Source organism: Priestia sp. YIM B13491 (assembly GCF_042787605.1).
Taxonomy (GTDB): domain Bacteria; phylum Bacillota; class Bacilli; order Bacillales; family Bacillaceae_H; genus Priestia; species Priestia megaterium_E.
Genome location: NZ_JBHZOR010000001.1, coordinates 492,100 through 505,934, shown reverse-complemented (window position 1 = coordinate 505,934; position 13,835 = coordinate 492,100). Strand labels below are relative to the sequence as shown.

The following is a 13,835-nucleotide window of genomic DNA, read 5'->3' as shown; positions in this document are numbered from 1 at the left end:
TCTATTCTACTACAAACAAGCTCATGAATTCAATGAATGCACTTCTTCACTTTCTTCTCGTAGGGCTCTAAATAAAAATAGTAGTTGTGAGATGAAACTTTTTATAGTATCATCCGTCTAATACAGTGATAGAGATACATAGATTTCATTTCATATAGAAATCTACGCCTCTAGACTGATTTATGGGAAAATGATGAATTGACTCTGTTACTTCAGACCTGCCCGTATTATAATAGGGCAAGTATGGGATTAAAGGAGGAAAAAGGTTTGAAATTAACGATAAAAGCAATGATGGTGACATTAGGTCTTCTTCTATTCCTAACCGCACCCTTAAAAAGTTTTGCAGATGCTGCGCCGGGCGATGTTATTATTACATTAGGTCAGGACTTAACCAGCTCTCAGAAGCAACAGGTATTAAATGACCTCGATGCACCAAGCAATGCTCAAACAGTAACCGTGACAAACCAAGAAGAGCATGAATATTTAGGTGACTTTATTCCAAAGGCTACTATTGGATCTCGTGCTATTTCATCTTCTAGTATTACCCTTGGTTCAAAAGATTCAGGTTTAAGCGTATCAACTCAAAATATTAATGGTATTACAGACGACATGTATATTAATGCTTTGATGACCGCCGGCGTTAAAGATGCAAAAATCCAGATTACCGCTCCATTTGAAGTATCTGGTACAGCTGCTTTAACAGGTATTATGAAAGCATATGAAGTTCAAACAGATCAAAAAATCCCAGAAGAAGTAAAAAAAGCAGCCAATGAAGAGATGGTCCAGACATCTGAGCTTGGTGAAAAAATCGGTAAAGAAAAAGCAGCGCAGTTTATGGCAACGATTAAAGAAGAAATTGCCAAAGAAAATCCTCAAACAAAGGATGATTTACGCACGTTAATTCAGCGAGTGGCTGATGATTTAGGTATTAAATTAACAGATTCAGAGCTTAATACACTTGTTGATTTTTTCAATCGTTTAAAAGATATGAACATCGATTGGAATCAAGTAAAAGACCAACTTTCCGCGACAAAGGAAAAAGTAACAACATTTCTTCAGTCAGAAGAAGGCCAATCATTTCTTGATAAATTAAAGCAATTCTTTGTTGATATTATTAATGCTATTAAATCGTTATTCTCATAAAAAAAAGAGCCTCTTGAACAAGAGGCTCTTTTTTTTACGTTAATCACTCGTTACTTTTTTACCGTCACTTTGTATTTCACGTCATTTTTTACAATGTCTTCATACGTTTCGCGTTTTACGACTAGCTGTGCTTCTCCATCTTCTACGAACACGACAGCTGGCTTTGGCAAACGGTTATAGTGACTTGCCATAGAATAACCGTATGCGCCTGTACAAAACATCGCTAATAAATCATCTGGGTTTGCTTTTGGAAGATGTACATCCCACATCAGCATATCCCCCGATTCGCAGCACTTACCCGCAATAGATACAAGCTCATCACTCTCATCATTCATTCGATTGGCAATGACCGCTTCATATTTCGCTTGATACAGCGCCGGACGGATATTGTCGTTCATTCCTCCATCAATCGCTACATATTCACGTACATTAGGCACATGTTTACGAGAACCAATTGAATACAGGGTCGTTCCAGCATCTCCTACAAGAGAGCGGCCGGGTTCAATCCAAATTTCAGGAATTTCTACCTCTAACTGTTTAGACTGCTTTTTGACCTCTTCTATAATAACTTCCACATACTGCGAAACAGGAATAGGCTGATCTTCTTCCGTATAACGAATACCAAAGCCCCCGCCTAAATTTAATACTTGCGGAACAAATTCTATACGTTGTTTCCACTCTTTCATTTTTGCAAAAAGCTTTTGAGTCGCCATAATAAATCCGGTTGTTTCAAAAATTTGAGATCCTATATGACAGTGAATACCTAAAAGTTCTAGCCCCTTGCTATTTTGTACAAGACGCACAGCTTCGTCTGCTTGACCGTTTTGGAGATCAAACCCAAACTTCGAGTCTTCCTGCCCTGTCAAGATATAATCATGTGTATGAGCTTCAATTCCGGGTGTTAATCTGAGAAGAACAGGCATCTTTTTTTGATACTGTTCCGTTATTTCCTGAAGTAATGAAATCTCATAAAAATTGTCAACTACAATACATCCTACATCTTCTTTGATAGCCATTTCTAGTTCTGCTCGGCTTTTATTGTTTCCATGAAAATGAATCCGTTCTTTCGGAAAGTCAGCTGCTAAAGCCGTGTACAGTTCTCCTCCCGAAACAACGTCTAACGAAAGACCTTCTTCATGAACGACTTGGACCATGGCAATTGTAGAAAAAGCTTTGCTTGCATAAGCGACCTGTGCTTTTACCCCATGCTTTTCAAATGTTTCTTTAAATCCTCTAGCACGCTGCCGAATTAAAGCCACGTCATATACGTAAAGGGGTGTCCCAAAATTTGATGCTAATTCAACCGTATCAACTCCACCAATTTCAAGATGACCCTGCTTATTTATGCGACTTGTTCCGTGTAAAAACATGTTTAGACCCCGTTCCTGTGTATAGTGTAAAAAAGACAGTTAACGGCAATTCGCTGCTAACTGTCTAAATATTTATTATTTTCCATATTTAAAACAAATCTATCACATCTTCATACAGGTTTCAACCACATATTTTGTTTAAGGTTTTGCAGGCTGGCGGTCTTTGTCCTGCGGATGTACAATACTAGGACGCGGATTTGCTCCAGGAACCGGTGTGCGAATGATAATCTGCCATAAAGCCTGCGGGTTGAATGGAAGAAACGGCCACAAATAAGGCGTATTCAACGATTTTAATCGCGCCATATAGAGAATGATACACGTTGTTGCAATAAGAAACCCTGGAGTATGAAAGGCCGCCACAAAAATTAACAGAAACAATCGCAGCATTTTATTTGCTACTGCTAACTCATAGCTTGGCGTTGCAAACGAACCAATTGCTGCAATAGCCACATACAAAATAACCTCCGGAACAAAGAGACCTACATCAATAGCAATTTGCCCAATAAGCGCGGCGGCAATCAAGCCCATCGCCGTGGCAAGCGGCGTCGGCGTATGAATCGCCGCCATCCTCAGAAATTCAATCCCAAAATCAGCTAAGAAAATTTGAACAACAGTTGGAATGTTTGTTGCTTCGTTTGGTCCAATAAACTGCAGTTTTGACGGCAGCAAGTCTGGCTCAAGTACAAATAATAGCCATAGCGGTAATAAGAAAAGAGAAGCTAGAATTCCTAAAAAACGTATCCAGCGAATAAACGTTCCTACAGAAGGAGACTGCCTGTATTCTTCTGCATGCTGTACGTGATGAAACAGCGTAGTTGGCGTAATAATAACGCTTGGAGACGTATCGGTAATAATGATTACATGCCCTTCTAGTACATGAGCTGCTGCTGTGTCCGGACGTTCTGTATAGCGTACCATTGGAAAAGGATTAATTCCTTGTTTGACTAAAAACTCTTCAATTGATTTGTCAGCCATCGGCAAACCATCTATATCAATTGCTTCAAGTTCATCTTTTATCAGTTTAACCAGCCCTGGATCAGCTACGCCATTTATGTACCCAATCGCTACGTCCAGTTTTGATCGTTCGCCTACCTTCATAATTTCAAAACGAAATCTTCCGTCACGAATTCGTCTTCTTGTTAACGCTGTATTGATAATGATGTTTTCAGTGTATCCATCTCTTGCTCCGCGAATTACTTTCTCTGTATCGGCTTCTTCAGGGGATCTGCCAGGATATGTACGCACATCGACTTCAAAGCCAACTTCTTCACCGTCAATTAAAACGAATAGCAGTCCTGATAAAACCGACACCATTCCATCATCCAGCGTCTTTAGAGGCTTGACTTGCTGATGAATAAGACGGTTTTCAACAATATCCTTCAGCTTTGCTCGTTCAACTTCATTATCATTAATTTGAACGAGCACTTTTGTAATTTCAATAATAAATGAACTATCGCACAGTCCTGTTACATAGTAAACGTGAACTTCTCGATCCAAAATAAGCAGTTTACGCACGCCCACATCAAAACTTGTGTTCATACTAGCATTTTCTTTGAACCACTGATCGTTTTTTTGTACTTTCGAAAAAATAGCTGTTTTCTGCTCTGCTAGCTTATCCAAACGAACCACTCCTTTCTAAAATAAGTCTTGCTGCTTTTTCTGTAATAGGACATCCCAGTTTAACATCATCCATCCTAGCCATTTTGCCGATATCCCCTATTCCTACAACTAAGGGAATATCAAGCTGATCCAAGCAGTAAACTGTATCTCCATTAATTCGTCCGACTTCTAACTCTTGAATTCCGCTTTTATCCACTCCGTAATGCGATATTTCCCCAAAACGATCAATGGTCACATCCACTCTTGTCCATTCGCTTTGATGAGTACGTGATGCAACGGCAATCACTCCAAGAACTTCTACTTGAGGATGCTTTGCTACATGAAGCAAAGCAACTTCCCCAGGCCCTTCCTCTAAGAAACCGCTATCGTCAAACATCACAAAGACGGGATCATATGGTGCTTGAAGAATTAACTCTACCGTTTGACTGCCTGTTAACGTAGTAGGGTTTCCATATGACCTCGAAATGCATCTGCCACCAACCGATTTAGCTACATGCTCAATTGCTTTGCGTGCATATTCGTCCCCATCGGTTACAATAATGACCCTTCTTTTTTTCATAATCTTTTATCCTTTCGGTTTAAAGATTAACGCGATAATAAAAGCAAATAAAATAGCTGCTGAAATTCCAGCGGAGGTAAGTTCAAAAATCCCAATCCCAATTCCAATAAGTCCATGGTCATCCGCTTGCTTCATCGCTCCGTGCAGCAAAGAATGACCAAAGCTTGTAATTGGAACCGTCGCTCCGGCGCCAGCAAATTCAATTAACTTATCATAAAGACCAAATCCATCTAAAATCGCTCCTGCAACTACAAATGAACTCATAACATGTGCTGGAGTAAGCTTAGCAAGATCTAGCAGCAGCTGCCCAATAACGCAAATGATTCCTCCTACAGCAAAAGCTATTACATACTCCATTGATCATCCCCCCTCCCCAATATGTTCTAAGACGACGCCATGAGCAATTGTTGGAATTGACTCTTTTTGCTGAATCATCGTTGGACTTAAAAGAGCTCCTGTTGCTACCATAAACACTTTTTTTAAGTTTCCTGATTTTAATTCATTTAAAATATGCCCATACGTGACAATGGCCGAGCAGCCGCAGCCGCTTCCTCCTGCAAATACATTTTGATCAGGGCGGTATACCATTAATCCGCAATCATTATGATTGGTTGATATATCGTAGCCTTCATCCTTGAGCAGCTGTTTTAAGATTGGACTTCCTACACCAGATAAATCTCCTGTTAAAATAAGATCATACTCGCTTGGAGCAACGTTTAAGTCTTCCAAATGTCTTTGAATGGTATCTGCAGCAGCTGGTGCCATAGCAGAACCCATGTCGTTTGCATTTTTAATCCCGTAATCCATTACCCGACCAATCGTTGCAGACGTCAGACGCACAATACCTTTTTCTTTCGAGACCAGCGCTGCCCCTGCTCCCGTAATGGTTGCCGTTGCTGTATCTGGTTTTTGTCCTCCGTACTCGGTAGGATTTCGAAATTGGCGCTCAGCCGTTGCGTTATGACTGCTCGCTGATGCAATAACACGATTAGCAAACCCTGCATCTACAAGAGCTGCTCCTGTTGCAAGTGTTTCCATCGATGTGGAGCAAGCGCCAAACATGCATAGAAATGGAATTTGGTTATGCCGGGCTACAAAATTAGCCGTTACGTTTTGATTTAATAAATCTCCAGCCAAAAACAAATCAACGTCTTCATAGGATAAATTTATTTTTTGCAAGCAGGAATCAATGGACTCCGTCATTAGCCTTCTTTCAGCCAACTCCCAGTTGTCTTCTTCACAGTGCAAATCTTTATGTGTAATATCAAATGTTTCTCCTAACGGTCCATCTGCTTCTTTTGGTCCTACAGCTGTTCCCGTAGCGTTAATATAAATAGGATTTTCATAAACCCACGTTTGCTTCCCAGTTTTTCTCATAATCCCCCTCTTTTCATAGCAAATAAGTTTTAAAAAGGTAGCGAATGATTCCTACAACGTAAGCCGAAACCGTTCCAAATACAATGACGTTTCCAGCCAGTTTGAACATGTTCGTCGCAATTCCAAGAACAATCCCTTCACTTCGATGTTCAAGCGCTGCACTCGTCATGGAATTGGCAAAACCTGTAACAGGAACGGCTGAACCTGCACCTGCGAATTGACCAATACGATCGTATATCCCAAACCCGGTTAAGAGCGCAGATATTAAAATAAGAGTTGCAACGGTAGGATTACCTGCATTTTTTTCATTAAAGTCAAAAAATGCAATATAGAAATTTTGAATTGCCTGTCCTAGTGTACAAATGATTCCCCCTACCAAAAAGGCTTTTAGGCAATTTGCCACATATGAAGGTTTAGGCTGAAATGGTTTAATGCTTTCTTGATAGTTATCTTTTAATTTTTGATTATTTGCCATGTTACATACATCCTTTTCTTATTGATTAACAAAATAAATCCAATGAAATAATGATCCGCATACTTTGCCTAGTACAATGGCCATTAACAATAAAATAAGCTTGCCTTCCATTCCTATTCGTTTCGTTAACGTCGGCAATACATTAAGCACTTCTGTTAACGCTGCTGCCAACATTCCAATAAAAATACCGCTCGTTAGACCTATGATCATAATGAACACCGCAGGAAACTGCCACGTGTATTGATGAAGACTGCACCAACCGCCTGTAACAGCGCCCCCCACTACTCCCCATTCATATGCTTGAATATATTTCATGGTTTTGGTCAGCTGCATCAAACGCGGAATAATGCCCAGCACCGTTAAAAATGCTACAAACCCAGCACCTGCAGCCAGTCCTCCCGCAAGCCCAATTACAATGGTCATCACAATGTTAATGATCATCAATTTTTTTCATACTTTCTTTATTCTCGTGCATAATGACGTATTGATCTAAGTCTTGCTGGTAATTAAACATTTCGACTTCGAGAGGACTAGGCTCTTCATTAATTCGTTTTCTAAAGACATGGTTAAAAAACAGAATCATTCCCAAGCCTAAACCGATAGAGTAAGGCACTTGAATCAGCAAAGGCTGCTTATCTCTCAGACCGGTCAGCATATAGAACAATTTTTGATGTACTTGTTTCATACTCACATCTTCGTGAAAGTTCATAATTGCCAAAGCAGCTCCGATGAAGAGAAGAAACCAAACAGCTAGAAAAAACAAAAAGGAATATTGTTTCTTTTTATACACGACCTCTACAATCGTTTGAGCGGGTCCAATCGTCTGAATGTCTAAATGCGGATACTGAGAGGTAACTTTTTCAATTACCTTCATTAAATCAACAATGATAATATTTCGATCACTCATACTTACTTGATATACAACTAGCTTTTCAATTTGCTTTTGAACAGAATCTCCTGCTATAACCATTGCTAATTGTCCAATATTTACAGCTTCATCAGGTTTTACTTGAATACGATGCCTCATTTTAAGATAAAGAACGTTTTCCATTCATATCACACCTTACGATTCATTATCTCCCTGTACGAGTAGTATGGATTTTCTTAAATTTTCTAATTCACGTTTCTGAACAGACCATTAATTACCAAATAAAAAAAGCAATCCGTTTCACTATTCTTCTTTGAATAGCAAAACGGATTGCTTCTTAAGTATTACGTATCATTCATATGCAGCTTCATTTGTTTTAAGATTTTCTTCTCAAGCCTCGATACCTGAACCTGAGAAATTCCCAGCCTTGCGGCCACTTCAGACTGAGTTTGATCTTTGTAATACCTCAAATAGACAATGAGCTTTTCACGCTCATCAAGTTCTTCAATTGCTTCTTTTAAGGCAATTTTATCAAACCACTTCGCTTCCGTATGATCAGCAATTTGGTCAAGAAGGGTAATTGGATCCCCATCATTTTCATAGACGGTCTCGTGAATAGACGAAGGAGCACGATTAGCTTCTTGAGCTAGCACTACTTCTTCAGGAGTGAGATCCAAATGTTCTGCAACCTCAGCGACTGTAGGGACGCGTCCAAGTAATTTGGAAAGCTCGTCTTTTGCCTTACGTATTTTATTGCTCATTTCTTTCAGAGAACGGCTAACCTTTACCGTGCCATCATCACGAATAAATCGCTGAATTTCACCAATAATCATTGGAACAGCATATGTTGAAAATTTAACATCATACGATAAGTCAAATTTATCAACGGACTTTAATAGCCCTATACATCCAATTTGAAATAAATCATCGGGCTCATAACCACGGTTAATAAAACGTTGAACAACCGACCAAACGAGCCGCATATTTTTTTGGACGATTGTATCTCGTGCAATTTGATCACCTTGCTGACTGCGCTTGATGAGGTCTTTAACTTCATGATCCTTTAAATACGGTTCGTTTTTATTTTTTTTGACCTCCACATCCATTGGCAAGTCTCCTTAATTACATAGCGCTTTACTATTTGTTAAGTGCTTTTTTAAATATAAGGTCGTACCTTCTAATAAAGTTGATTCCACTCGAATTTCGTCCATAAAGTTTTCCATTATGGTGAAACCCATTCCAGAACGTTCTAGATCTGGCTTCGTTGTGTATAAAGGCTGTTTGGCTTCATCCACGTTATCGATACCAATTCCTTCATCACGAATCATCAGCTCGACTACACCATCTTCATGAAGCGTCACAGAAATGTATACCACACCATCCGGATTGCTTTCGTAGCCGTGAATAATAGCATTTGTTACTGCTTCAGATACGACTGTTTTAATTTCTGTTAGCTCATCCATTGTTGGATCTAACTGCGTAATAAATGATGCTACCGTGACGCGGGCAAACGATTCATTTTGACTAAGCGCGGAAAATTGGAGGTTCATTTGATTTTTCATTATGCCACCCCCAATTTTTGAAGCGCGTTTTCTTCATTAGGTTCAAAACGAATAATTTTAAATAAGCCTGACATATTAAACAAACGTTCTACGGCAGGAGAAATAGCACATACAACCATTTCCCCGCCGTTATTATGAACCTGTTTGTATCTCCCTAAAATAACCCCCAAGCCAGAGCTGTCCATAAAGGTTAAATGCTGTAAATTTAAAATCAAATGGCTGATAGATTCCTTCTCTATCGCTTCGGTGATTTTGCTTCTTAGCTCTTCTGCCGCATGATGATCTAATTCTCCAGTTAATCGAACCAACAAGACATCTTGTTTGAATTCCAATTCAATCGAAAGACTCACTATACAAACCTCCTCGGAAATCTTATAGTCAGTCTTTCGCTGCCGACAGAATAGAATCCTTCTCACCGACAAAACTAGTTCTATTTCGTCACATTTAGCTGTTTAAGATGTTTGAGAGAAAATAGAGAATGTACGTTTGAATATCTTCCACCAAGAAGCAGCATCGATATCTTCTTTTGCAAGAAGTGGTGAAGAACTAACTACTTTGTTATCCTTCTTAATGGTCAACGTTCCAATTTTGTCGCCTTTTTGAATAGGCGCATTTAACTTCTCGTTCATTTTCACTTCTGTTTTAACATCTTTGGCTGCATTTCCTTTTTTCAATAAAACAGAAATAGGCTCGGACGTAACAGCTGTTACCTGATCTTCGCTACCCTTGTTTACATCTATCTTGGTAATGACGTCTCCTTTTTTGTATAAAGGCTTCGTTGTATATTGACTGAACGCGTAATCTAACATTTTGGTTACTTGATTATTGCGATCTTTTGGCGTGCTTGCACCGAATACAACCGCTAACACACGCATATTTCCCTTTTTAGCGGTAGCTGTTAGGCAATATTTAGCTTGACCTGTAAATCCGGTTTTGAGTCCATCAACGCCGGGATAAAACTTCACTAAGCGATTTGTATTTACTAACCAAAACTTCTTATCTGTATCCGTGCGTAAATAAGCTTCATATTTACTTGTATAGTTAATAATTTTTTCATACTTTAGCAGCTCTCTGCCCATCATGGCCATATCATGAGCTGTACTATAGTGATTTTCTACGGGCAGGCCTGTCGGATTTTGAAATTTTGTATGAGTCAAACCAAGCTCTTTCGCTTTTTGGTTCATCTTTGCTACAAATTTTTCTTCTGATCCAGCTAAATATTCAGCCATTGCCATAGAAGCATCGTTACCGGAACCTATCGCAATCCCTTTTAGCAAATCATTTACCGTCATTTCTTCTCCGGGCTCTAAAAAGATTTGTGAGCCCCCCATTGAAGCGGCATATTCACTTGCCCGCACTTTATCTTTTAAGGTAATTTTCCCTTTATCCAAAGCCTCCATAATTAAAATCATTGTCATAATTTTAGTCATACTGGCAGGGGGAAGTTCTTGATTACTATTTTTTTCGTATAGAATTTTTCCTGTATCCCGTTCAATTAAAATAGCTGACCTAGCACTGTCAGCAAGCTCAGAATTCTTTTTTTCTGCGGCTAAAACAGGTTGCGTCATAAGTGGAAATAAAAATATGACAACGAGTAACTTTACAATAGTTCGCTTCATCTCCACAAACCTCCATTCTTTATACAACCTATTTTTTCCAAGGTATAATCGATTTATACTAAACCAAATAAAAAAAGCATCGAGAAATTCTCGATGCTTGAAGTCATATTTTCTTCTTATTGTTGATAAGCTGGAAGCTGCTTTACTACTTCTTTTACAAGAGATAAAAACTGCTGCTTTACTTTTTCAGTCGTTTCAATCACTTCTTCATGATTTAACGGCTGATCTAAAATGCCAGCTGCCATATTAGAAATACAAGAAATACCTAGTACTTTCATACCTGCATGGCGTGCGACAATAACTTCCGGCACTGTAGACATGCCGACCGCGTCTCCCCCGATAATGCGAAGCATGCGTACTTCAGCAGGCGTTTCATATGTTGGACCTGTATTTCCTACATATACACCTTCTTGTAAGGCGATATTTAAATCAGCTCCTACTTTCTTCGCTAATTGACGAAGATCCTTGCAGTAAGCAGTTGACATATCCGGGAACCTTACTCCAAAATCAGAGTCATTAGGTCCAATCAAAGGGTTGGTTCCAAAGTTATTAATATGATCAGAAATAATCATTAAGTCTCCTGGATTAAAGGATTCGTTCACTCCGCCCGCTGCATTCGTTACAATCAACGTTTCTACACCGATTTCTTTCATTACGCGCACTGGAAATGTTACTTTATCAAGGGCATACCCTTCATAAAAGTGAAAACGTCCTTGCATAGCTACAACCGGTACGTCATGAATAGTACCTATTACTAATTGACCTGCGTGACCTTCAACTGTTGAAACCGGGAACTCAGGAATGTCGTTATACGGAATTTTTACCGCGCCTTCAATTTCGTCAGCTAATACCCCTAGCCCAGAACCTAAAATAAGTCCAATTGTTGGTGTAACAGCTGATTGATTTTTAATATATGCTGCTGCTTTTTCGATATATTCTTTTTTCATACTCCATTCCCCCTGCTTAATTCAGCTCTTTTAAAAAACTTTTTCCATGCTTAGGCATTGCTACGCCAAAATTTTCTGCTACCGTTGCGCCAATATCCGCAAACGTTTGACGAATAGAAAGTTCTTTTCCTTCTTGCATGCCTTTATTGTACACAAGAAGCGGCACGTATTCACGCGTATGGTCTGTCCCATGATGAACTGGGTCATTTCCATGATCAGCTGTAATAATCAATAAATCATCTTCTTTTAATAAATCAAATACTTCTTCTAAGCGTGCATCATATTCTTCAAGCGCTTGCCCGTATCCTTGTGGATCACGGCGATGACCATAGAGAGCATCAAAATCAACTAAATTTAAGAAGCTTAAGCCTGTGAAGTCCATGTTTAATGTATCAACTAGCTTATCCATGCCGTCCATATTCGATTTGGTACGAAGAGATTTTGTTACCCCTTCTCCGTCGTAAATATCAGAAATTTTACCGATAGCAATAACATCGATGTTATTGTCTTTTAATTCATTCATTACTGTACGTCCAAAAGGCTTTAATGCATAGTCATGACGATTGGATGTACGTGTAAAGTTACCTGGTTCACCTAAAAACGGGCGAGCAATAACACGTCCAATCATATATGGATCATCAAGCGTTAATTCACGAGCAATCTCACAAATTTTGTACAATTCATCAATTGGAACAATTTCTTCATGAGCAGCAATCTGCAAAACAGAATCTGCTGATGTATAGACGATTAAGTCACCTGTTGCCATATGTTGTTTTCCTAGCTCATCCAAAATTTCTGTACCAGACGCTGGTTTGTTCCCAATGATTTTCCGACCTGTTTTTTCTTCTAATTGTGAAATCAGCTCTTCTGGAAATCCGTCTGGAAATACATTAAAAGGCGTATCAATATTAAGACCCATAATCTCCCAATGGCCTGTCATTGTATCTTTTCCTGCAGAAGCTTCCTGCATTTTTGTATAGTAAGCCAACGGTTTTTCGGCTTTATCGATTCCTTTAATTTCACGGATATTGCTTAGGCCAAGCTTAGCCATATTGGGCATATGAAGACCGCTGCAGTGCTCTGCAATATGACCAAACGTATCAGCACCTTTATCATTGTATTTTTCAGCATCCGGCGATTCACCGATACCTACTGAATCCATGACAATTAAAAATACGCGTTTATATGTATGCGCCATTTTATTCCCTCCAAATATCAATTTATTTATTCTCTATAAAATTCCCGTTTGGAAATAATTTAACCATCTTCTCTTATTGGTCAGAAGTCTGACCTCTCTATTAGTATAGACGCTTTTTATTTTTTTGTACACATGAATGAAAGTGTTTTCAATCAAAAAAACCAATGTCTATGAACTCACTGGACATTGGAATCTTCCTACGCTCGCGGATGAAACTGATTGTATACATCTTTTAAACGTGCTTTTGTAACATGTGTATAAATTTGAGTGGTCGAAATATCCGCATGCCCGAGCATTTCTTGAACAGCTCTCAAGTCCGCGCCGTTCTCTAACAAATGAGTAGCAAACGAATGCCGTAACGTATGAGGAGTTAATTCTTTTTCAATTTTTGCTTCAGAAGCTAATTTTTTTAATATTTTCCAAAACCCCTGCCTTGTTAAACGCCTTCCGTGATGATTAACAAAAAGTGCTTTGTCCTGTTCCTTTTGCTTTGTTAAAACACTCCGGCTATGCTGTAGATACTCTTCAATTGCCTCCGTTCCCAACCTTCCGATAGGGACAATTCTTTCTTTATTCCCTTTTCCGATACAACGAATAAATCCCATCGTCAAATGTGCATCATCAATATTTAAGTTAACGAGTTCAGACACACGAATTCCAGTAGCATAAAGCAACTCAAGCATCGCTTTGTCTCGCACGCCAAAAGGCGTCGAAGTATCAAACACATTTAACAGCGCCTCTACTTCCTCTGCATTTAGCACTTTTGGCAGCTTGCGCTCAAGCTGCGGAGTATCAATGTGAACGGATGGATCTGTATCCGCTGCTTTTTCTCTTAGTAAGAATTGATGAAAGGATCTAGTTGAAGCCACATGTCTCGCAATCGTTTTAGATGACTTTTGCTGATCACTTAAATATTTCAGAAAATTAACGATGTGAAGTCTTGTTACTTCATTAAATGATTTCAGCTGCTCTACATGCTCTAAATATTGAGCATACTTTTTTAAGTCTCGTTCATATGAATCAATCGTATTTTTCGCCAGTCCCCGCTCTACTACTAAATAATGAATAAAATCTTGAATTTGATCATTCAATAGCCT

At 39.1% G+C, this 13,835-nt stretch carries 16 protein-coding genes; 1 reads left to right on the top strand and 15 read right to left on the bottom strand.

Going from position 1 to position 13,835, the window contains the following annotated elements:
* The first annotated feature begins 267 nt into the window (after nt 1-267).
* A complete protein-coding gene (locus ACFX4E_RS02600) occupies nt 268-1,143 on the top strand; it encodes a DUF1002 domain-containing protein (protein ID WP_013059065.1) in 876 nt (291 codons plus the stop codon).
* Nucleotides 1,144-1,193: 50 nt separating this feature from the next.
* On the opposite strand, the gene lysA is transcribed toward ACFX4E_RS02600, so the two are convergent.
* The 15 genes from lysA to xerD form a co-directional block, all read right to left on the bottom strand.
* Nucleotides 1,194-2,513 (bottom strand): diaminopimelate decarboxylase, encoded by a 1,320-nt coding sequence (gene lysA / locus ACFX4E_RS02595; protein ID WP_028410709.1) that lies wholly within the window; start codon nt 2,511-2,513, stop codon nt 1,194-1,196.
* A 138-nt stretch (nt 2,514-2,651) separates the two neighbouring features.
* On the bottom strand, nt 2,652-4,133 hold the full coding sequence (locus ACFX4E_RS02590) for a spore germination protein (RefSeq protein ID WP_028410708.1): 1,482 nt from the start codon (nt 4,131-4,133) through the stop codon (nt 2,652-2,654).
* A complete protein-coding gene (spoVAEA, locus tag ACFX4E_RS02585) occupies nt 4,126-4,692 on the bottom strand; it encodes a stage V sporulation protein SpoVABEA (RefSeq protein WP_028410707.1) in 567 nt (188 codons plus the stop codon). The genes ACFX4E_RS02590 and spoVAEA overlap by 8 nt, the downstream gene beginning before the upstream one ends.
* Before the next feature lie 6 nt (nt 4,693-4,698).
* A complete protein-coding gene (gene spoVAE / locus ACFX4E_RS02580) occupies nt 4,699-5,049 on the bottom strand; it encodes a stage V sporulation protein AE (protein WP_028410706.1) in 351 nt (116 codons plus the stop codon).
* A gap of 3 nt (nt 5,050-5,052) precedes the next feature.
* Nucleotides 5,053-6,069: a stage V sporulation protein AD gene (spoVAD, locus tag ACFX4E_RS02575; RefSeq protein WP_098249273.1), complete on the bottom strand. Its 1,017-nt coding sequence runs from the start codon at nt 6,067-6,069 to the stop codon at nt 5,053-5,055.
* Between the two features lie 13 nt (nt 6,070-6,082).
* Nucleotides 6,083-6,544, bottom strand: coding sequence for a stage V sporulation protein AC (gene spoVAC, locus ACFX4E_RS02570; protein WP_025750442.1), 462 nt, complete (start codon nt 6,542-6,544; stop codon nt 6,083-6,085).
* 18 nt (nt 6,545-6,562) lie between these two features.
* A complete protein-coding gene (locus ACFX4E_RS02565; RefSeq protein ID WP_028410704.1) occupies nt 6,563-6,985 on the bottom strand; it encodes a stage V sporulation protein AB in 423 nt (140 codons plus the stop codon).
* Complete coding sequence (locus ACFX4E_RS02560; protein ID WP_098249274.1) at nt 6,975-7,595, bottom strand: stage V sporulation protein AA; 621 nt, start codon at nt 7,593-7,595, stop codon at nt 6,975-6,977. The genes ACFX4E_RS02565 and ACFX4E_RS02560 overlap by 11 nt, the downstream gene beginning before the upstream one ends.
* Before the next feature lie 161 nt (nt 7,596-7,756).
* Nucleotides 7,757-8,518, bottom strand: coding sequence for an RNA polymerase sporulation sigma factor SigF (gene sigF / locus ACFX4E_RS02555; RefSeq protein ID WP_013059074.1), 762 nt, complete (start codon nt 8,516-8,518; stop codon nt 7,757-7,759).
* Nucleotides 8,519-8,530: 12 nt separating this feature from the next.
* Complete coding sequence (gene spoIIAB / locus ACFX4E_RS02550) at nt 8,531-8,974, bottom strand: anti-sigma F factor (protein WP_377258762.1); 444 nt, start codon at nt 8,972-8,974, stop codon at nt 8,531-8,533.
* Nucleotides 8,974-9,324: an anti-sigma F factor antagonist gene (gene spoIIAA, locus ACFX4E_RS02545; protein WP_028410702.1), complete on the bottom strand. Its 351-nt coding sequence runs from the start codon at nt 9,322-9,324 to the stop codon at nt 8,974-8,976. The genes spoIIAB and spoIIAA overlap by 1 nt, the downstream gene beginning before the upstream one ends.
* Before the next feature lie 102 nt (nt 9,325-9,426).
* The gene (locus ACFX4E_RS02540; protein WP_028410701.1) at nt 9,427-10,593 is read right to left on the bottom strand and encodes a D-alanyl-D-alanine carboxypeptidase family protein; all 1,167 of its coding nucleotides are present in this window, start codon (nt 10,591-10,593) and stop codon (nt 9,427-9,429) included.
* A 116-nt stretch (nt 10,594-10,709) separates the two neighbouring features.
* Nucleotides 10,710-11,540 (bottom strand): purine-nucleoside phosphorylase, encoded by an 831-nt coding sequence (locus ACFX4E_RS02535; protein ID WP_098249277.1) that lies wholly within the window; start codon nt 11,538-11,540, stop codon nt 10,710-10,712.
* Between the two features lie 16 nt (nt 11,541-11,556).
* The gene (deoB, locus tag ACFX4E_RS02530; RefSeq protein WP_377237912.1) at nt 11,557-12,738 is read right to left on the bottom strand and encodes a phosphopentomutase; all 1,182 of its coding nucleotides are present in this window, start codon (nt 12,736-12,738) and stop codon (nt 11,557-11,559) included.
* Between the two features lie 197 nt (nt 12,739-12,935).
* Nucleotides 12,936-13,829: a site-specific tyrosine recombinase XerD gene (xerD, locus tag ACFX4E_RS02525; protein ID WP_377237913.1), complete on the bottom strand. Its 894-nt coding sequence runs from the start codon at nt 13,827-13,829 to the stop codon at nt 12,936-12,938.
* Nucleotides 13,830-13,835 lie beyond the last annotated feature (6 nt).

Bases quoted from the DNA above. Each gene is read 5' to 3' on its own strand.
- lysA (WP_028410709.1), bottom strand. From the start codon at position 2,513: ATGTTTTTACACGGAACAAGTCGCATAAATAAGCAGGGTCATCTTGAA.
- spoVAEA (WP_028410707.1), bottom strand. From the start codon at position 4,692: ATGAAAAAAAGAAGGGTCATTATTGTAACCGATGGGGACGAATATGCA.
- spoVAE (WP_028410706.1), bottom strand. From the start codon at position 5,049: ATGGAGTATGTAATAGCTTTTGCTGTAGGAGGAATCATTTGCGTTATT.
- spoVAD (WP_098249273.1), bottom strand. From the start codon at position 6,069: ATGAGAAAAACTGGGAAGCAAACGTGGGTTTATGAAAATCCTATTTAT.
- spoVAC (WP_025750442.1), bottom strand. From the start codon at position 6,544: ATGGCAAATAATCAAAAATTAAAAGATAACTATCAAGAAAGCATTAAA.
- ACFX4E_RS02565 (WP_028410704.1), bottom strand. From the start codon at position 6,985: ATGATCATTAACATTGTGATGACCATTGTAATTGGGCTTGCGGGAGGA.
- ACFX4E_RS02560 (WP_098249274.1), bottom strand. From the start codon at position 7,595: ATGGAAAACGTTCTTTATCTTAAAATGAGGCATCGTATTCAAGTAAAA.
- sigF (WP_013059074.1), bottom strand. From the start codon at position 8,518: ATGGATGTGGAGGTCAAAAAAAATAAAAACGAACCGTATTTAAAGGAT.
- spoIIAB (WP_377258762.1), bottom strand. From the start codon at position 8,974: ATGAAAAATCAAATGAACCTCCAATTTTCCGCGCTTAGTCAAAATGAA.
- ACFX4E_RS02540 (WP_028410701.1), bottom strand. From the start codon at position 10,593: ATGAAGCGAACTATTGTAAAGTTACTCGTTGTCATATTTTTATTTCCA.
- ACFX4E_RS02535 (WP_098249277.1), bottom strand. From the start codon at position 11,540: ATGAAAAAAGAATATATCGAAAAAGCAGCAGCATATATTAAAAATCAA.
- deoB (WP_377237912.1), bottom strand. From the start codon at position 12,738: ATGGCGCATACATATAAACGCGTATTTTTAATTGTCATGGATTCAGTA.